The organism is Rothia sp. HMSC072E10 (assembly GCF_001813965.1).
In the GTDB taxonomy this organism is placed as follows: Bacteria; Actinomycetota; Actinomycetes; order Actinomycetales; family Micrococcaceae; genus Rothia; species Rothia mucilaginosa_A.
Genome location: NZ_KV814491.1, coordinates 797,538 through 816,491, shown reverse-complemented (window position 1 = coordinate 816,491; position 18,954 = coordinate 797,538). Strand labels below are relative to the sequence as shown.

General features: G+C 61.1%; 20 protein-coding genes and 1 other RNA gene. 13 read left to right on the top strand and 8 right to left on the bottom strand.

Features of this window, described 5'->3' with window-relative positions:
- The first annotated feature begins 107 nt into the window (after positions 1-107).
- From HMPREF2944_RS08555 to HMPREF2944_RS08495, 13 genes are all read left to right on the top strand, one after another.
- Entirely contained in the window at positions 108-335 is a 228-nt protein-coding gene (locus HMPREF2944_RS08555) for a hypothetical protein (RefSeq protein ID WP_005505403.1), read from the top strand.
- Positions 335-790, top strand: coding sequence for a TadE family protein (locus HMPREF2944_RS08550; protein ID WP_049344011.1), 456 nt, complete (start codon positions 335-337; stop codon positions 788-790). Before HMPREF2944_RS08555 ends, HMPREF2944_RS08550 begins: the two co-directional genes overlap by 1 nt.
- The gene (locus HMPREF2944_RS08545) at positions 756-1,277 is read left to right on the top strand and encodes a pilus assembly protein TadE (RefSeq protein WP_070682407.1); all 522 of its coding nucleotides are present in this window, start codon (positions 756-758) and stop codon (positions 1,275-1,277) included. The genes HMPREF2944_RS08550 and HMPREF2944_RS08545 overlap by 35 nt, the downstream gene beginning before the upstream one ends.
- Positions 1,240-1,815, top strand: coding sequence for a pilus assembly protein TadG-related protein (locus HMPREF2944_RS08540; protein ID WP_083313111.1), 576 nt, complete (start codon positions 1,240-1,242; stop codon positions 1,813-1,815). The genes HMPREF2944_RS08545 and HMPREF2944_RS08540 overlap by 38 nt, the downstream gene beginning before the upstream one ends.
- Before the next feature lie 262 nt (positions 1,816-2,077).
- A complete protein-coding gene (prfB, locus tag HMPREF2944_RS08535) occupies positions 2,078-3,205 on the top strand; it encodes a peptide chain release factor 2 (protein WP_049362115.1) in 1,128 nt (375 codons plus the stop codon).
- Positions 3,206-3,223: 18 nt separating this feature from the next.
- Positions 3,224-3,718, top strand: a complete 495-nt coding sequence (gene smpB / locus HMPREF2944_RS08530; RefSeq protein ID WP_005508591.1) for an SsrA-binding protein SmpB — start codon at positions 3,224-3,226, stop codon at positions 3,716-3,718.
- A gap of 145 nt (positions 3,719-3,863) precedes the next feature.
- A complete protein-coding gene (locus HMPREF2944_RS08525; protein ID WP_070682404.1) occupies positions 3,864-4,325 on the top strand; it encodes a DUF4190 domain-containing protein in 462 nt (153 codons plus the stop codon).
- Between the two features lie 215 nt (positions 4,326-4,540).
- A complete protein-coding gene (locus tag HMPREF2944_RS08520; protein WP_070682402.1) occupies positions 4,541-5,299 on the top strand; it encodes a DUF4190 domain-containing protein in 759 nt (252 codons plus the stop codon).
- Between the two features lie 270 nt (positions 5,300-5,569).
- Positions 5,570-5,942, top strand: a transfer-messenger RNA (tmRNA) gene (ssrA, locus tag HMPREF2944_RS08515).
- 237 nt (positions 5,943-6,179) lie between these two features.
- A complete protein-coding gene (locus HMPREF2944_RS08510) occupies positions 6,180-6,359 on the top strand; it encodes a hypothetical protein (protein WP_070682399.1) in 180 nt (59 codons plus the stop codon).
- A 542-nt stretch (positions 6,360-6,901) separates the two neighbouring features.
- The gene (locus tag HMPREF2944_RS08505) at positions 6,902-7,279 is read left to right on the top strand and encodes a GyrI-like domain-containing protein (RefSeq protein ID WP_210398466.1); all 378 of its coding nucleotides are present in this window, start codon (positions 6,902-6,904) and stop codon (positions 7,277-7,279) included.
- Between the two features lie 133 nt (positions 7,280-7,412).
- On the top strand, positions 7,413-7,730 hold the full coding sequence (locus tag HMPREF2944_RS08500; RefSeq protein ID WP_049333301.1) for a heavy metal-binding domain-containing protein: 318 nt from the start codon (positions 7,413-7,415) through the stop codon (positions 7,728-7,730).
- 609 nt (positions 7,731-8,339) lie between these two features.
- A complete protein-coding gene (locus HMPREF2944_RS08495) occupies positions 8,340-8,990 on the top strand; it encodes a hypothetical protein (RefSeq protein WP_070649186.1) in 651 nt (216 codons plus the stop codon).
- Between the two features lie 104 nt (positions 8,991-9,094).
- Here the strand turns inward: HMPREF2944_RS08495 and HMPREF2944_RS08490 are convergent, their stop codons facing one another.
- The 8 genes from HMPREF2944_RS08490 to HMPREF2944_RS08460 form a co-directional block, all read right to left on the bottom strand.
- Positions 9,095-10,036, bottom strand: a complete 942-nt coding sequence (locus tag HMPREF2944_RS08490) for an inositol monophosphatase family protein (protein ID WP_070682396.1) — start codon at positions 10,034-10,036, stop codon at positions 9,095-9,097.
- Between the two features lie 39 nt (positions 10,037-10,075).
- Positions 10,076-11,203, bottom strand: a complete 1,128-nt coding sequence (rsgA, locus tag HMPREF2944_RS08485; protein ID WP_049344028.1) for a ribosome small subunit-dependent GTPase A — start codon at positions 11,201-11,203, stop codon at positions 10,076-10,078.
- On the bottom strand, positions 11,203-12,687 hold the full coding sequence (gene aroA, locus HMPREF2944_RS08480) for a 3-phosphoshikimate 1-carboxyvinyltransferase (RefSeq protein WP_070682393.1): 1,485 nt from the start codon (positions 12,685-12,687) through the stop codon (positions 11,203-11,205). Before aroA ends, rsgA begins: the two co-directional genes overlap by 1 nt.
- A gap of 202 nt (positions 12,688-12,889) precedes the next feature.
- A complete protein-coding gene (gene rsrA, locus HMPREF2944_RS08475) occupies positions 12,890-13,180 on the bottom strand; it encodes a mycothiol system anti-sigma-R factor (RefSeq protein ID WP_049344032.1) in 291 nt (96 codons plus the stop codon).
- 64 nt (positions 13,181-13,244) lie between these two features.
- On the bottom strand, positions 13,245-13,922 hold the full coding sequence (locus tag HMPREF2944_RS08470; RefSeq protein WP_049333287.1) for a sigma-70 family RNA polymerase sigma factor: 678 nt from the start codon (positions 13,920-13,922) through the stop codon (positions 13,245-13,247).
- A gap of 163 nt (positions 13,923-14,085) precedes the next feature.
- Positions 14,086-14,160: a 50S ribosomal protein bL37 gene (locus HMPREF2944_RS09515; protein WP_095343185.1), complete on the bottom strand. Its 75-nt coding sequence runs from the start codon at positions 14,158-14,160 to the stop codon at positions 14,086-14,088.
- Positions 14,161-14,373: 213 nt separating this feature from the next.
- Complete coding sequence (locus HMPREF2944_RS08465) at positions 14,374-14,973, bottom strand: GDSL-type esterase/lipase family protein (RefSeq protein WP_049333285.1); 600 nt, start codon at positions 14,971-14,973, stop codon at positions 14,374-14,376.
- A gap of 202 nt (positions 14,974-15,175) precedes the next feature.
- A complete protein-coding gene (locus HMPREF2944_RS08460) occupies positions 15,176-18,871 on the bottom strand; it encodes a multifunctional oxoglutarate decarboxylase/oxoglutarate dehydrogenase thiamine pyrophosphate-binding subunit/dihydrolipoyllysine-residue succinyltransferase subunit (protein WP_070682391.1) in 3,696 nt (1,231 codons plus the stop codon).
- Between the last annotated feature and the right edge of the window lie 83 nt (positions 18,872-18,954).

The following is an 18,954-nucleotide window of genomic DNA, read 5'->3' as shown; positions in this document are numbered from 1 at the left end:
TTTTGCGGCGGGTACACACCGTACCGGCCGCGCCGCGGTGGGCTGGGCTGATTGCCCGGCGCGCCGCACCAACCACACACTACACCCTTTGATAGAAGGAGAAAATCATGTTCCGTCGTTTCCGCACCACCCTCACCGTGCTGATCGCCCTGGCTATCGCATCTGTGCTGGCTCTGCGCCTGAAGAACAAGCAGGATGATCCCGAGCGCGGCGACGTGCCCGGCTGGGTCATGATTACCATGATGAGCGCCGTGCTGGTTGCCGCTATCTTGGCGATTGCTCAGCCCGCTCTGACCAAGATGTTCAACGATGCGATTGCTCTGGTTCACCAGTAATGCGTAAGCCTCGCATCGCTTCTGAACTGACTGCCGCTGAGCTATCCTCCGCGGAATATTCTGTGGAGGAGAGCGAGCGCGGTGACGCCAGCACGGAATTCGTCATGGTCGGTGCGCTGTTGGTGTTGCTGACCATGGCGATTCTGCAGGTTTCTTTCGCCCTGTATGCACGAACCATGTTGGTGGATGCTGCGGCGGCTGGGGCACGTTACGGTACGATGCGTGACCGCACTCCGCAGGAGGGCATGGAGCGTACTCGTCAGATGATTGAGGGGGTTCTTCCGTCTTCGTATGCTGAGAATATTTCGTACCGTCAGAGTAGTGATTCTACGGGGGTGCGCACTTTGGAGGTGACGGTGAAGTCGCCGTTGCCGGTGCTGGGTCCGTGGGGTTTTCCGGATTCTATTGAGGTGAAGGGGCATGCGATTTATGCGGAGCATCGTTCCGGTGATTAGTGACTTTTCGCTTCGGCAGCGGGTGAAGGAACGCCTGAAGAGCCGTTCTAATCGGTCTCTTTCTGAGCAACACGACTCTGAAGAGGGTAGCGCCATCGTGGAGTTCCTGGGTTTGGGTATTACCCTGTTGATCCCGGTGCTCTACGGCATTCTGACGATTTTTAGCTTGCAGTCTTCGGTAATGGCGGCTCATGCGGCGAGCGCCCAGGTGGTGCTGTATGTGCAGGAGCAGCCGCAGGACTCGTCGGTTGGCCCGGATTTGGCTCAGCGTCTGGCGGTGCATGCTGCCGCCGATTACGGGGTTGAGCCCTCCGATGTGAGCGTGTCGTTGAGCTGTGCGTCGGGGGAGTGCGTCTCGGGTACGAAAGCGTACGCCACAGTGACGGTTCAGGCGCGTCTGCCGCTGCTGCCTTCGTTTATGGGTGGCGGCGTGATTCCGGTGAGTTCTCATGCGACGAGTTGGGGGTCTGGTCATGCTGATTCCTAATGGCTCGCCGGCTCGCCTGTTCGCGACTGTGCGGGAGCGCTACGCTAACGCATACCGTCGTGCCCGTCTACAGGTTCGTGCCCGTGCGAAGAGCCGGGCGCTCGCCGCTGACCCGATCGCCTCAGACCCGGAAGAGGGCAGCATTGCCCCGCTGATTGTGGGCATGCTGGCGTTGCTTCTGCTCATCGGTTCGGTGACGGTGGCGATTACGGGCGCGTATCTGCAGACTCAGCATCTGCAGGATATGGCGGACGCTCAGGCGAACTCGATTACCCGCACGATGCGCACTCCGGATGAGGCGAGTGGTTCGGCGGCGTGGGAGTATGCGAGTGCGTACCTGGCTGAGGTTCAGCCGGGGCAGGATTTTCAGGCGTTGCGTCTGGAGAACGTGTCCGTGGATTCTGATCACAGTGTGCACGTGTACTTGTCGGCTCGTATTCGTCCGCCGCTGCTGTCGATTCTGGTGCCTGATGGTATTGAGGTAACCGCTCACGGTTCGTCGCGTTTGAAGACGAGCCAGGGCCCGTCCACCGATTAGTGCGTCCATCAACGGCGCACGGGCTTATCGGCGCACGGGCTTATCGGCTCACTCGCTTATTGGTGTGTTGTGAGCCTCCTAGACTGCGAGGGTGCATCCGCAAGGTAGTGTAACGGCTAGCGGATGCGCCCTCGTTTTATGCCCTTTTTATGTCTTCGTTGCGCGGGTTCTGCCCTCTGACTGCCTTATCCTTCTGCGCTGTGGGCTGTTGGGGGCTGTAACGGCGGGACTTTCTGGCCGTTTCGCGATAGTGTTAAAAGCTATGGCATCCTTCGACTTTTCTGCTGAGATTAAAGAGCTTCGCGCGATCTTCGACTCTATTGCTGCTGTGAGCGATATTGAGGGGATTGAGCGCGCCATTGAGGACCTGTCTGCGCAGGCTGCCGCACCCGATTTGTGGGATGACGTGGAGAACGCGCAGAAGGTGACGAGCGCACTGTCGTATAAGCAGTCGGAGCTGAACCGTCTGCGTTCGCTGTCTTCTCGCATTGATGATGTTGAGGTGATGGTGGAGCTTGCCGAAGCGGAGGATGAGGAGACTGCCGCCGAGCTGCTCGCTGATGCTGAACGCGAGTGCGGTGAGATCCGCGCCAAGCTGGAGGAGCTTGAGGTGTTGGTGTTGCTATCGGGTGAGTACGATCAGCGTGAGGCTGTGGTGACGATCCGTTCGGGTGCCGGTGGCGTGGATGCTGCTGATTTCGCGGAGATGCTGCTGCGCATGTACCTGCGTTGGGCGGAGAAGAACGGCTACCCGACGAAGGTGCTGGACACCTCCTACGCTGAGGAGGCGGGCCTGAAGTCGGTGACCTTCGAGGTGAACGCGCCGTACGCTTTTGGCCGTCTGTCGGTGGAGGCGGGTACTCACCGCCTGGTGCGTATTTCGCCGTTCGATAATCAGGGCCGCCGCCAGACCTCCTTTGCGGCGGTTGAGGTGATTCCTCTGATTGAGCAGACGGATGCTATTGAGATTCCCGAGTCTGAGATTAAGGTGGATGTGTTCCGCTCGTCGGGCCCGGGTGGTCAGTCGGTGAATACGACGGATTCGGCGGTGCGTATGACTCACTTGCCGACCGGTATTGTGGTGTCGATGCAGAATGAGAAGTCGCAGTTGCAGAACCGTGCGGCGGCTTTGCGTGTGCTGCAGTCTCGCCTGTTGCTGTTGCGTAAGGAGCAGGAGGATGCGAAGAAGAAGGAGCTTGCCGGTGATATTAAGGCAAGCTGGGGTGACCAGATGCGCTCCTATGTTCTGCATCCGTACCAGATGGTGAAGGATCTGCGTACCGGCTATGAGGAGGGTAATACCTCTAATGTTTTGGATGGCGGTTTGAACGCCTTTATTGATGCTGGTATTCGCTGGCGTGCTTCGGGGCGCGCGGCTGAAGAGAGCTAAGACGTGAAGGATTGAGTGATGGCTCAGAAAAAGAAGAAAGACGCGAAGAAGGACCCGAATAACGCGATTATTGCCCAGAATAAGAAGGCTCGCCACAACTACAACATTGTGGATACCTATGAGGCGGGTATTGTTCTGCTGGGTACTGAGGTGAAGTCTCTGCGTGATGGTGGGGCGTCCATTGTGGATGGTTTCTGCCAGGTGACCGATAACGAGTTGTGGCTCGAGGGTATTCATATTGCGGAGTACGGTTACGGTACGTGGACGAACCATGCGGCTCGTCGTCGCCGTAAGTTGCTGCTGCATCGTTCTGAGATTAATAAGTTGGCGCAGAAGCTGAAGGAGACCGGTTACACGGTGGTTCCGTTGAAGCTGTACTTCTCGAATGGTCGTGCGAAGGTTGAGATTGCTTTGGCGACCGGTAAGCGTGAGTACGATAAGCGTCAGGCTTTGCGTGAGCGTCAGGATGACCTGGAGGCGCGCCGCGCGATGCGTTACCGCAACCTCGGCTAGGGACTGGCGCATCGCTCTTCTCCCTCGGGAAGGGTGGGTGCCCCTACCTATAATGGTAGGTGGATAGTGCGCCGACCGGATGCTGTCTACAATTCCAAGCTCCGTCGTGCGCCGCCACAAACTATATCTATGTAAGGAGATCGATATGTCTGAGTCCTCGAACGTTCAGCCGTTGCCCGAAGACACCGCTTCCGCACCGGTGCAGGAAGCGGCGGAGCGCACCCCGCATCCTGTTGCGGAACAGAAGCTGAGCTCGGGGCTGGCTATCGCCTCCTTGGTATGCGGCATTTTGGGTATTCTGACCGGTATTTTTATCTACGGTGTTGCTCTCGGCTTGGCCGGTATTGTGCTGGGCATTGTTGCGCTGGTTCAGGTGCGTCGAGGCGCTGCTTCCGGTAAGGGCCTGGCGATTGGCGGTATCGTGACCGGTGTCGTGAGCTTCGTGGTGACCGCGGTGACCATCGCGGTCATCGTGCTGAACGCCATGATGGGTCAGGAGTGCATCAACAACGGTCACGAGACGTCCGATGGTGGTTACGTGTGCACCCTGGGCGGTCACGAGCAGACCCTGAGCCCCTCGGAGTACAAGAACCTGAGCCGTTTCTAGGGCAGACGGTGCTGCCTCCTCACGGGGATAGCGCGCGCACTGGCTCCGAAGCATATTTGCTGGATGGAGGGCGTGGCGGCTCTCCTGATGAAAAAATTGCGTGATATGTGGTCAAAGAGCGGCTTGTTTATATAATTGTGGGTAAGGCTTGGCGCTACGTAGCGCGTTGAGCGAGATGAAACTGTTCACTGCAACTGTGAAAGAAAGAATGACAGATGTCTGAGAATAACTACGGAAACCCCCAGGGGAACGCGCAGAACCCCTATGCTGCTCAGCAGCCTGCTTCTTCCCAGCAGAACGACGCGTACGGCCAGTCCTCCTACAATCAGTCCTCGTACGGTCAGTCCTCATACGGTCAGGATTCGTCCGCTCAGGGTTCCTACGGCCAGAACTCGTATGGCCAGAACCCCTACAACCAGTCCTCGTACGGTCAGGAGAGCCAGAACCAGTTCGGCCAGTACGGCCAGGACTCCTCGGCTCAGCAGTCTTCCCAGTACGGCCAGGGTTACCCCCAGCAGGGCCAGCCGGGTGAGTACAACAACTACCAGTACCAGCAGAACTCCTACCAGCAGCCCGGCCAGGATCTCTACAACTACGGCCAGCAGGGCAACTACCCCTACCAGGCATCGAAGAAGACCCCGGCTCTGGCTATCACCTCGATGATTCTCGGTATTGTTGGTCTTCTGACCGGCTTCTTCGCAATCGGCCTGCTCTTTGGCATCGCTGCCGTTGTTCTGGGTATCATCTCGCTGAAGCAGACCAAGGCTGCCGGCGCGGGTCAGGGCTTCGCAATTACCGGTATCATTACCGGTGCTCTGGCCTTTATCTTCGGCCTCATTATGGTCTTTGTCTATATCTTTGCCTTCCAGACCATGCAGAAGTGCGCCGAGGTTGGTACTAGCGACGGTCACGGCCACGTGGTCTGCCAGATCGGTGACGATCCGGACGACCTGATGACCGTCCCGGCACGTTAATAAACTTTAGAACGCCACCTGACGAGCGCGTTAGGGGAGGGGCGGAGTCTCAGATTTTCTGAGGCTCCGCCCCTCCTTTCGCTTTCTGGGAATCTCTATGTTGGGGACAGGCACTCGGCGCGTGCACGTCATCGGGGAGGTCTCGAGGACTTGCGCCCGTTCGAGTGTCTCAGATATACTGAATCTCTACCGTGTTTGAATGGCACCGCGGCGTCTAGGTACGCTGAGGAAAACTTTCAGAGGACGGTGGGCTTTTTGATAAAAGCATAGGGGGATGATCGGTTTCGACGATGTGAGTTGAGATGGGTGAAGCGTGCCGAGGATGCAGGGTTATCTCGTTAACGCCCTCTGCAAAAAATTAAGTGCAGAATCTAAGCGCACTGACTTCGCACTCGCTGCCTAAGCGCGAGTTGCCGTCTGTCGGCCTGAGCATGCCTTTGGCTCAGTTACCGGCATCGACTTAAAAGGCCACTGCTGCTAGCCCTTGTTGCGGGGGCTGGCGGGACTTTTACGTGACTAGGTTCGTCGGTATATGTGTTTATGCAAGTACCGGAGCCGAAAAGTAGCGTTCGCATAAACTGCGCACGGAGAAGCCCCGTTGACGCCACATCGGACCGGGGTTCGATTCCCCGCATCTCCACGATCTCCCAACCGCCCGCTATCCCGTATGGGGTGCGGCGGTGATTATCGGTTCCAATCCAGAGGAAGAACCGCGGTAGGTTTCTACCACCCGGCAGGACGCCCCACGGCGTCACCTGCCGGGTATTTTTATGCCCAATTGTCGGTGGTCTGTTCTGGGGTGTGCCGGCGTGCTCGTGGGTTGGGCGTCAAAAGGTTTGGGCTAACGTCAAAAAGTAGGGGCTTGCGTCGAAAGGTTTAGATGGACAACATCTTCATCCGCACCGACCCTGCCGGGAACATCAAACCCGACAAAGAAAAATCCACCGAGAAGATCGACGGCGTGGTGGCCACTATCATGGGCCTCGACCTCGCGATTAGACGCGGCAGTGGACCCGCCACTGAGAGTGTGTATGACAGAAGAAGCATATTTTTCATGTAATGCAATTTATGTGGTGCATCTGGCGAGACTCTCTGATAGACTGCTGAGTAGTTATGTAAGATACGTCACTATGTGACGTGGGAATACAAACACAACCGCAATTTCTGCTTGGAATTGGGGGTTAGCTGCTTCCACGATTGCAAGAGCTTTAGGGCCAGCATTCGTTGGTGGTTTTGGAAAAGCCATTGGAGGTCCGGCACTAATTGCCTTTGCGCTAGCTGTTGCAGCAGTGTCCTGCACTCTTTAATCTGGGAGAGGTCAAATGCGTGCGAAGAATATATTTACACTAGGATTTTTTCTCACTATTGTTCCGGTGTTCTGGGTGATTATCTCATTTGCCAGAGACGGGGAGTTCTTTAATCCAGTATCAATTCTAAGTGCAATTTTAGGAGGTCTTTTGGTCACTTTTGCAGCCAGAAGGACGCTTGAGAGTGATTCAAAGTTCCCTAAGGGACCCCCTAAAGGACCTAGTGTGTAAAACATCGCTTAGAAGTTTCTAAGAGGAAGAACCGCCGTAGGTTTCTACCACCCGGCAGGACGCCGTGGAGGGGGTCGACTACGCCCACAAGGAGGTATTCAACTGGATTGCCGTTATCCGTCTACCCGACTTCGTGACACGGGAGGTCTTCGGCTGGGCGGTCGAGGAGGCGACGGCGAAAAAGAAGATTGACTGCTCGATTGCGGAGTATCTTCGGGTACGCGAGGGGCTCTGCGTCCAGTGTCTGCACGTCGGTAGCTACGACGACGAGCCTGCCACGGTCGAAGCCATGGATGCCTTCGCGCGCGAGCAAGGCTACGAGATCGACCTGTCGGAGGAGCGGCGCCACCACGAGGTTTATCTGTCGGACGCTCGCAAGGTAACACCTGACAAGTTGAAGACCATCGTGCGTCATCCGAATAAACTCGCGGGTGAAGACTGACAGTCCGAATAGCGGCAGCCTGGCGAGTGTGAAGTGTTAGGAGCTTCGTGTTCGTGCAGCCGGTGGCCTACTAGCCGTAGCGCGAGAAGACAGGTAGTGTTGTTACGTTAGCTCTCTATGATTGGAGTGAATAATGCTTGTTGTGACGACCCCAACTGTTGAGGGTGCACCCGTCAAGGAGTACATCGGTATGGTCTCCGGCGAAGCGATCTCCGGTGTCAACATGTTCAAAGACATCGGTGCGAGCCTGGCCAACTTGTTCGGTGGCCGCGCCTCCCAGTACGAGGAAGAGATTGGCGGCGCCTCCGAGACCGCCGTCAATGAAATGTGCGCCCGTGCCGAGGCGATGGGCGCCAATGCGGTCGTCGGCGTGAAGGTCGACTACTTCACCGCCGGCACCGACAACGGCATGCTCGCCGCCATCGCGACGGGCACTGCGGTCATTCTCTGACCCGCGCCTGCACGGCGCTCGGCTCGCGCAGAACAACCCGCCAGAAGGGGCTCGCATGGGCCTGCGCTGGCGGGTTGTTGTTGCGTTCATCGGTGCTCACCCCCCCGTTGGAGGCGAAGCGCTCGGATGACGCGCGCATAAGCATCGAGTGCCTCGGCGCTAACTTTGACTCGATCGCCCGCGTAGACGGCCTGAAGGTGACCGCCGCGGATAGCACGGCGTAGGGTGGCAATGGATTCATAGCCCGCCTCGGAAACCTCGCGGAGCGAGTAGGGGTGCGGCGGTGATTATCGGTTCCAATCCAGAGGAAGAACCGCGGTAGGTTTCTACCACCCGGCAGGACGCCCCACGGCGTCACCTGCCGGGTATTTTTATACCCGCTGCGGGGCGAACGTGCGACCGTATCGTAACGAGAACGTCACGTAAGAAGACGTAGAGAGAACTCATGACGTAGTATCAAAGTGTAGATATTGTTCCGACGCCGCGACGCTTGAGCTTTCGTAGCCGTATGATGAACGATAGAGAGCCAATGGATACCCACGTTGCCGGGGGCTCTCGGAGCGTACCGTCACGCACCGGAGCTCGGCGACACCCGAATAAGGACACACCATGGATAACCAGAACCCCACCCCCGCTTCCGGCGGCGCCCAGGGCGGATTCGCCACGGCATCGAACAATAGCGCTCCCTACGGCGCTTCGCAGGCTCAGCCTGGAGGACCCGGCGCAGCTCCCTCCTTCCAGCCCGCCTACGGTGCTCCGAACGGTCAGCCCGGTGCACCCGCGGGAGTGGCTATCGCACCCGCCGCGTACCCCGAGCGTGACGATACCTACCATCGTATCCCGGCCGAGTACACCGTCCCCGAAGAACACCGCCGCCCCTACGGCGACGCCACCAGCGATTTCCGCGGCCCCGGCTACTACTACTCCATCGGCGCCTTCTGCTCCGGCCTGGGAGCCCTGGCGCTCACCATCTACGCCTGGATGGTTGTGGGCCTGCGTGCCCTCGAGATGAGTGAGATGAGTAGCCGCGGCTACCGTTCCAGCTCGCTAGCCTACGACTCGACCTCGGTCGTCGGTCTATTCCTGACGGGCCTGATTCCCGCCGGTATTGCTATCTGGCTGGCCATCTATTCCGCGCAGGTCAATAGCGGCCACGTCACCAAGTACACCTCGAAGATGAACACCTTCAATATCTTCGCCTATGTCCTTGCAGGCCTGAGCATTCTGGCCTTGCTGGGCGTTCTATTCGTCGCTCTCTAAGAAAGCGATATAACGCAGGAAGGCGGCGGCACCCCGTATTGGGGTGCCGCCGCCTTTATCGTATGCGCGGCTCCGCCGAGATAAGTCCGGCGGGAGAAGGAGGCCTAACCCTCCGTGTTAAGGATTTGGAGGACCTGTTCCTGAACCGCTGCGGTATTACTGGCCACCAACGATACCGTCTCGGACGTACCGGCGTGCTCGGGCAGGTTGCCCTCGAGGGTAGAGGCAACGCCGCCGGCCTCACGGATGATCGGGAGGAGAGCCGCCACCTCGAAGAAGGAAAGGGCCGGATCCACCACGGTATCCACGGCCCCCTCGGCGAGCAGGCACGCCGACCAGAAGGACCCGTAGGCGCGGGAACGGCTTGCGGAACGTAGCAGGTGTAGCAGGCGCGGGGTGAGGTTCGGGAGGGAGGAGTCAGCCTGCTCCCACGAGGCGATATCCGTGTACGCTACGGAGAGAAGATCGAGCTGCGTCACCTCAGAAACCTGAAGGCGGGTCGCCTGCGCGAGCGACTTGCCCGTGTACGCGCCAGAACCGCGAGCGGCCCACCAGCGACGGCCCAGCGACGGGGCGGAGACCACGCCCACCACAGGCTCACCCTGGTCCAGCAGAGCGATGAGGGTGGCCCACACGGGAACGCCGCGGCGGAAGTTATCCAGCTCCGCGAGGGGCGCAATAACCCACTGGCGCGCCGCCTGGCCGTTGTGGCCCGCGTGTTCGCCGGCGATGCCGTCGCGGGTGCGGACCCTCGACAGCTGAGCCCGCAACAGCTCCTCAATTTCTAGAGCAACCTCCAGCGCATAATCGGCGGGCGCCTCCGGCACGACCGGTTCGGGCTCGGTACTCTGCTGCGCGGCACGCTGCCAGGGCGCCAGGGGCGCGGACTCAGCGGGCTTCTGCTCCTCTTCGGGGATAGCGGGGCCGTCCTCCGCGGGGGAGTATGCGGGACGGTCACGGAAACGGGCGGAGCTGACCCGGTCCACGCTATCGGCCAAAATGTGCGCGAGACGCAGGTCGTCGGTGTACAGCGGGGTACGGCTCATGGTTGGTTGGCTCTTCTCACGGTAGTAATCGGTGTGTGGCTAGGCGAGGGCGCCCAGTTCCTTCTCGGAGTCCCCCTCCTCGGGGGTCAGCAGCAGGAGCTTGCGTAGCGACTCCAGACGCTCGGGGCCGCTGGGGCCCGCCTTCCCGGCGGCCACGTAGGCTTCGATTCCGCAATCGGGGGCCTGCGCTGCGTGGGTGCATCCCTTCGGGCAGTCGGCGGCACCGGGGGCCAAGTCGACGAAAGCATCGACCACGGTCTCACGCGGCACATGCGCCAGGCCGAAGGAGCGGATACCCGGGGTATCGATAATCCAGGTACCCGCAGGGACCGGGCGGCCATCGCGCTCCACGGGGCGCAGGGCCAGGGCCGAGGAGGAAGTGTGTCGGCCTCGACCGGTCACCGCGTTCACGTGGCCGGTTGCGCGATCCGAACCGGTCAGCGCGTTCACCAATGTGGACTTACCCACGCCCGAGTGGCCCAGCAGGACCGATACCTCGCCCAGCAGCTCCTGCAACAGCTCCTGCACGGGAGCCGACTCGAGGCCCTGGGCACCGTCCTGGCTGGGGGCCAGGCCGTCCGAGGAGGCCGAGAGAACAATCTTGAGGCCGCTGGCGGCGTAATAGTCCAGCAGATGCTGGGGGTAACGCACATCGGTCTTCGTGATGCACAGAATCGGTTCGATTCCGGCATCAACCGCCGCCACCACGGCGCGGTCGATGAAACCGGTACGCGGTTCGGGATTGGCCGCAGCGACCACAATGACAAGCTGCTGGGCGTTGGCCACGACCACGCGTTCCGAGGGGTCGGTGTCGTCGGCGCTTCGGCGTAGCACGGAGGTGCGTTCACCCAGACGCACGATGCGCGCCAGGGTGTCCTTCGCCCCCGAGGTATCTCCCACCACGTCCACGAAGTCGCCGGTCACAATCGGGGTGCGGCGTAGTTCCTTGGCGCGGGCGGCAATCAGGGTACGTTCGTTCTCGGTGCCCTCGTCCACGACCACGGACCAGCGGCCTCGGTCCACGGTAATCACGCGGCCGCGAATGGCCTCCTTGAAGGTGGGGCGGTCCTTGGTGCGGGGGCGGGAGCCCTTCTTGTTGGGGCGAACGTGCACATCCGATTCATCCCACTCGGAGAAGTCACGAACATTCATTCGGGAGGAACCCATTAGCGCACCTCCTCGGTGGTTTGTGCGTTCTGCGGGGCTTCTGGGGCCTCACCGGCCCACTGCGCGAGCATGCCCTCCCACATGGAGGTGAACTCGGGCATCGTCTTCGCGACGGTCCCCACGTTCTGCACGACGGTGTTGCCGCGGCGAAGGCCGACAATGGCCGCGAAGGTAGCCATTCGGTGGTCGTCGTAGGTGCGGGCCACCACGGTCTCGGCGTGGACCTCAGCGGGGATGGGGGCCTCAATCACGAGGCCGTCCTCGGTATCGCGGGCACGGCCGCCCAGACGGTTAATTTCGGCGGCCAGGGCGGCCAGGCGGTCCGTCTCGTGGCCGCGCAGATGCGCAATGCCGTGCAGCTCGACGGGGCCGTGCGCCAGCGCGCACAGGGCGGCCATGGTCGGAGCGAGCTCGCCTCCGGCCGACAGGTCGTAGCTGAGCTGCCCCTCCGGCAGGGAACGCGGGCCGGTCACGGTCAGAGCACCATCGCGATACTCGACGCGCGCGCCCAGGGTCGGCAGAAGCTCGCGCCACATATCGCCGACCTGCGTGGTACCGGCCGAGGAATCAGCCGCGGGGGCGGGCCAGTGGGGAACGCTCACAGAGGCGCCCGTGGCCACGGCAGCAGCCAGGAACGGGCCGGCATTCGACAAATCGGGTTCCACGGTGACCTCGAAGCCGGGGAAAGAATCGGGGAAAACGACCCAGCGGTACTCGCCACCCTCGGCGGGGTAGTGCTCCTGCACCCGCACGCCACGTTCGCGGAGCGCCTCAACCGTCATCTGAATGTGCGGAATCGAGGGAACCGAGGAGCCCTCGTGCACGAGTACGAGCCCCTTCGGCAGGCGCGGAGCCATGAGCAGAAGCGCAGAGACGAACTGGGAAGAGGAAGAAGCGTCGATGCGCACGACGGGAGCCTCGTCCACCGGCACGGAGGCCAGGCCCGGGGTACGCAGAATGAAGGGTAGAGCATCGGGCGCTTCGGCGCAGTCCACGCGCACGCCCAGCTGGCGCAGACCCTCCAGCACGGGGCCCATGGGACGCTGGCGTGCGTGAGGGTCGCCGTCAAAGGCGAACTCACCGGGTAGCAGGGCCGCCAGGGCGGGTACGAAACGCATCACGGTGCCGGCCAGACCGCAGTCAATACTGACGCGGTGAGCCTCGCGAACCCCGGAAGGCTCGGCTGACGCGGAGAAATCCAACGGGGTAACCCGCAGGTCGGGGCCGAAGGGCGAATCGGTGGGAATGAGCTCAACCCCGGCACCCAGGCGGCGTAGCGCCTCAATCATGAGGGCAGAATCGCGGGAGTGCAGAGGCGCGCGTAGGTACGAGGGAGAATCGGCCAGAGCAGCCAGGAGCAGGTATCGGTTTGTGAGCGACTTCGAACCGGGGATATGCACCGTCGCGTGACGACCGAGGGCCGAAGCGGGGGCCGGGGGAGCGGGCCAATCACCCGCGGACAGCTGCACTGATGCGTCGCTCATAAATCCTCTTCCAAATCGGCATGCTACGGAGGGTAGCCCGCACTCGGCGGAATCCGTAGACGGTCTAGGTCTATTCTACCGGGTGAAGGTTTAGCGCACCCCGCCGGAACCCCCGGATGAGACGGGCCCGCCCGGTGCTCGAGGGGAGCGCCGGGCAGGCCCTATAAGAAAAGCTGAAAAGCAGAGTGGGGAGACTCAGTGCCTAGCGGTGCACCTGCTCGCAGAAGTCTCGCACATCCTGCAGCAGACGGCTCTTGAGCTCCGCGGGAGCTTTCTGCGCGCAGGAGGAACGCATCTTCTCGCGGAGCGCCAGCTCAAAGTTCTTGACATCGGTGCACTCGGGGCAGGCGGTGAGGTGGCGCTGAATCGTGCGCACCTGTTCGCTGCTCAGCTCGCCGTCCAGGAACTCGTAGAGCTTCTTGAGGGTCGTGGAACAGGGTTCGCCGCCGCAGTCTTCAGAAGGGGCAGCAGAGGTATTCGGGGTATCAGACATCGGAGGTTCCTTTCACACGGAAGGTGCAGGGGGAAGCAAGTGGGGCAAACGTTTTTTGAGGGGGCTAAACCGATTTGGGGGAGGTTTTCGCCGCGGCCTTGGCTGCCGAGGCGGCGGCCTTCGCCTCAACCTTGGCAACCGTGGAGGGGCGCAGACCGTTCTCCCTCGCGTAGTCGAGTAGCTTTTCTCGCAGGATGCGTCGTCCACGATGCAGACGGGACATGACCGTACCTATCGGGATGTCCATAATCTCGGCGATGTCCTTGTAGGCGAAGCCTTCGACATCGGAGTAGTACACCACCATGCGGAAATCCTCGGGGAGGGAGCTCAGTGCCTCACGCACCTCGGTGCCCGGCAGGGAGCTCAGCGCCTCGGCCTCCGCCGAACGCAGACCCACGGCGTCGTGATCGCCAGCAGCTGCCAGCTGCCAGTCCTCGACGGTTTCACCCTGACTCTGCTGCGGTTCGCGCTGACGCTTGCGGTACAGGTTGATGTACGTATTCGTGAGGATGCGGTACAACCACGCCTTCAGGTTCGTACCCTCGGTGAACTGGTGATAGGACGCGAAGGCCTTCATATAGGTCTCCTGCACCAGATCTTCAGCGTCGGCGGGGTTGCGGCTCATGCGTAGGGCCGCGCTGTAGAGCTGGTCCACGTACTGCATGGCCTGTGCGGTAAAACGTTCACGTAGCTCGCGGGTGTCCTTGGCACTGACACTCTGAGTGTCTGCGGTCTCGGCCATGATTCCTCCTCTCTACGGGAACGCTCCATACGGTCACCGTAGAACATAACGTCTGATTTGGGGCTTTATTCCCCGCACCCGGGTGATGAGGGGGGTAAAGCAAAACCCCGGGTTCGAATAGAAGATTCGATACGCCGGGGTTTTAAAGTGTATGCAAGATACCTTATGCGTTGGGGCGCTTACCGTGGTTTGCGCCGCCCTTACGACGGTCCTTGCGCTTACGACCGCGCTTGCTCATGAGAGCCTCCTTATAGTGTTCATGGAAACACGCCCCACCTTCGCGGTGCGCGTTCCTCGTTAACTGCCCTGTGAGAGGCGGTCACCGAAAATCGGTGGTCCACGCTATAGGGGCAACGCCGTCTATTTTTTCATAGAAACGGCCTGATTGCATCTTGGAACCGAGATATGAGCGAAAAAACACGAAGTTTCTTCGCCTTCCTCTTCCAAAGGATTAGCCGTGCTCCGGGATGTTCAGCCAGTTGTACCAGCCGCGGTGCAACACAAGCCAGGCCATGAGGCCGTAACCGGACTGGCCGGGGCGACCGTCATTTGCTGCCAGGTCGTTGCGCCACTGCTCGTGGTGCAGCAGCGGGTTGAAGGTGTCCACGTACACGTGGTTACGGCGGGTCACGACATCGGCGTATGCGGCCGACAGATCGGCGATGCGGCGGTTACGCTCGGCATCCAGGGTCGGAGGGGGACCGACGACCAGAACCTTGATGTTGTTCTGCGAGGCCATGTCCACAATGTTAGCCAGGTTCAAGCGGGAGCGTGCGCTGGTCAGACCCAAATCGATGTCGAAGGTCGACGGAGCGATGACGAGGCGGTTGTCGGCGCCCGGAATAAAGCGGCGGCGGGCCTCCTCAAACCAGCGAGCGTTGAGCTGTTCGCTGCCTTCATTGGGTGCGGCCAGGTTGTACGCCGCGATGGATGCGGTGGTCTGCGGGGTGCGTGCCATGACGCGGCCGAACCAGCCGAGGGTACGGGGATCGCCAACACCGGCGAGCAGGTCATCGCCGACTGCCACAATTCGAATATTGCGTTGCTCCACGGAATTCTTTCTTCTGCAGGATGGACCCGCCGTGAGAGGCGGCGGGGCACGTGAGTAATAGTCTTTATATCTAGGATAAGCGCTTACGGGCCGGTTTTCGAACTTAATCCCCTATCCACAAGCATCCGAGACCAAAAACCCGTCGCCCCACCAGGCGTACCTGACGGGGCGACGGGTTGTGAACGGTTAGAACTTCAACCGTTTAGCCTTCGAAGACCTGCTTGAGCAGAGCCTCGTTCTCGGCGGCGTGCAGCTTACCGGTACCGGCTGCCGGGGAAGCAGCGGCCGGGCGGGAAGCCAGACGCACGCGGCGGTCGAGCAGCGGCAGCAGGTTGACCGCCATGAACGGCCACTGGCCCTGGTTGGCCGGCTCGTCCTGAGCCCACACAAGGTCGGTTGCGTTGGAGTACAGGGCAAGCTGTTCCTTGATCTCCCTCTCGGGCAGCGGGTACAGCTGCTCCACCGAGACGATTGCGGTCTTGGTGTCGCCGCGGCGCTCACGCTCGGCCTCCAGATCGTAGTAGAGACGACCGGACACGAAGACCAGGCGCTCCACCTGAGCCGGGTTAATGCCCGAACGGTCGCCAATCACCGGCTGGAACGAGCCCTCGGTGAAGTCCTCAATCGAGGATGCGGCGGCCTTCAGACGCAGCAACTGCTTGGGGCTGATAACCACCAGCGGCTTGTACGGACGGTGCTGAGCGTGGCGGCGCAGCAGGTGGAAGTGCGAAGCCGGGGTCGAGGGGACCGCAACGGTCATGTTGTTCTCGGCGCACAGCTGCAGGTAACGCTCGATGCGTGCCGAAGAGTGGTCAGGACCCTGGCCCTCGTAGCCGTGAGGCAGCAGCATAACCAGCGAGGAGCGCTGGCCCCACTTCTGCTCGGAGGAGGAGACGAACTCGTCGATGATGGTCTGGGCGCCGTTGGCGAAGTCACCGAACTGAGCCTCCCACACGACCATCGAGTCGGGGCGCTCCACCGAGTAGCCGTACTCAAAGCCGAGCACGCCGTACTCCGAGAGGAAGGAGTTGTAGATACGGAACTTACCCTGGTTCTCGGAGAGATGCTGCAGCGGCGACCATTCTTCGTCGGTCAGGTGGTCGTGCAGGACCGCGTGACGCTGAACGAAGGTACCGCGCTGAACATCCTGACCGCTCATGCGAACGTCGGTGCCCTCCAGCAGCAGCGAACCGAAGGCGAGCAGTTCGCCCATACCCCAGTTCACGTTACCGCTACGGCCCATCTCAACGCGCTGGTCCATGAGCTTCTTCAGCTTCTTGTGGACGGTGAAGCCCTCGGGAGCCTTACCGAAGGCATCGGCAATGCGCTGGAGAGTCTCCAGGGAGATTGCGGTCTTGCCGGCGTGAACCACCTCGGTGTTCTGCTGAGCAGCCGGCAGTTCCAGACCGGAAACGTGTGGAGCGGTCGGAGCCGGTGCCGAGGACTGGGTCTCGACGAAGATAGCGTCCAGCTTCGAGTGGTAGGAATCCAGAACCTCGTCTGCCTCCTCCTGGGAGACATCGCCACGGCCCACCAGATCCTGTGCGTACAGGGTGCGGGTCGAAGGCAGAGCGTCGATGTCCTGGTACATCTTCGGCTGGGTCATCGACGGATCGTCAGCCTCGTTGTGACCGCGGCGGCGGTAGCAAATCAGATCGACGACCACGTCGCGACCGAAGCGCTCGCGGTACTCGAAGGCCAGGCGTGCGGCGCGGACCACGGCATCCGGGTCATCAGCGTTGACGTGGAAGACCGGAGCCTTAGTCATACGCGCAATGTCGGTGGGGTGGGTTGCGCTACGGCCGTCGTTGGGCAGGGTGGTGAAACCGATCTGGTTGTTCACCACGATGTGCAGGGTGCCGCCGGTGGTGTAAGCCTTCAGGTCTGCCATCTGCAGGGTCTCCATGACGATGCCCTGGCCGGCAAACGCTGCGTCACCGTGAATCAGGATGGGCAGAACCGGGTGGCCCTCAACGCCCTGCTCGCGGTAGACGTCCTGCTTAGCGCGGACAATACCCTCGAGCACGGTGTTAGCGGCTTCGAGGTGCGAGGGGTTAGCGGCCACATACACCTGGGTCTGTTTGCCGGAATCGGAAGTGAAGACGCCCTCGGTGCCGAGGTGGTACTTCACGTCACCCGAACCGCCCTCGTAGGGAGCGGCGGTTCCGGAGAACTCACGGAAGATCTGAGCGTAGGACTTGCCCGCGATGTTGGTCAGCACGTTCAGGCGACCGCGGTGTGCCATACCGATGGCAACGCCCTTCAGATCCTTGTTGGCTGCCTTGTCAAGAACGGCATCCAGCAGCGGAATCAGGGATTCGCCACCCTCGAGGGAGAATCGCTTCTGACCCAGGTACTTGGTCTGCAGGAAGTGCTCGAATGCCTCGGCCTCAACCAGCTTCGAGAGCACGCGCAGCTGCTCTTCGCGGTTGGGCTTGGTCGCACCGTGCTCCAGACGCTCCTGGAACCATGCGCGCACCTCGGGGTCTTCGGAGTACATGTACTCGACCGCGAGGGAACCCGAGTATGCCTCGTGCAGACGCTCCAGGATGGTGCGCAGCGGCAGACGCTCGGCGCCGCCGAAGCCACCGGTCGGGTAGACGCGGTCCAGATCCCACAGGGTCAGGCCGTAGCGCTCCAGCTTCAGGTCCGGATGCGAACGCATCTTGTAGCCGACGGGGTTGGTTGCCGCGGTCAGGTGGCCGTGCACGCGGTACGCGTGAATCAGCTGCTGAATACGGGCGACCTTCGAAATCTCGTGCTCGTCGTCGATGTGGTTGTCGCGGGCCCAGCGCACCGGCTCGAACGGGATGCGCAGGTCGCGGAAGATAGCGTCGTAGAAGTCATCGCCGCCGAGCAGGTAGTGCTCGACCAGCTTCAGGAACTCACCGGAACCGGCGCCCTGAATCACGCGGTGATCGTAGGTGCTGGTCAGGGTGATAATCTTCGACAGGCCCTGCTGAGTAATCAGCTTCTCGGACAGACCGCGGAACTCAGCCGGGTACTCGAGAGCACCCACACCAATAATGGCGGCCTGGCCCTTCGACAGGCGGGGCACCGAGTGAACGGTACCGATACCGCCGGGGTTGGTCAGCGACACAGTGGTGCCGCGGAAATCTTCGATGGTCAGCGCGCCGTTACGGCCGCGCTTGACGATGTCGTTGTAAGCGTCCCAGAACTCGCGGAAGCTCAGCTGCTCGGCACCCTTAACGTTCGGAACCACCAGGTTACGCGAACCATCGGGGCGGGGGATATCAATTGCCAGACCGAAGTTCACGTGAGCGTTGTGGACGGCAACGGGCTTGCCCTTCTCATCCACGTTGTAGGTCACGTTCATAGAGGGCATAGCCGCAACGGCGCGGATGACCGCGTAACCAATAATGTGGGTGAAGGAAACCTTGCCGCCGCGGGTGCTGGCCAGGTACTTGTTGATGGCGCTACGGTTCTCAATCAGAAGCTTAGCGGGGACCGCGCGAACAGTCGTAGCGGTGGGGACGGTCAGCGACTCTTCCATGGTCGTGACGACTGCCTTAGCAGGGCCACGCAGGGGGACAATCTTGTCTTCAGCAGGTTCCACGGTATTAGCTTTCGGAGTAGCAGGTGCGGGGGAGGGGGTAGCAGGCGCTTTCGTAGGCTTCGATGCCACGGGAGCGGTGGGGGCTGCAGGAGCCGCCGGAACGGCGGCGGGAGTTGCGGGAGCAGCCGGTGCGGCTGCGGCGGGGCTCGGAGCACTCGCGGTACCGGCGCCTCCCAGCGCCTTATCGATGGTCTCAAAAATGGGCCACCATGAAGGGTCCACGAGGTTCTTGTCCTTCTGGTAACGCTCGTACTGTTCTTCAACGAACCATTCGTTACCGGCAAATTCCTCAGGCACCAGATGTTCTGGCAGATTTGGCACGTTAAACGCCTCTTCCAATTAGTGTGAATTTATCCGTCGCGTCCGGGACTCACCCCGGCATAGACGACCCGCGTCTTCGAGGG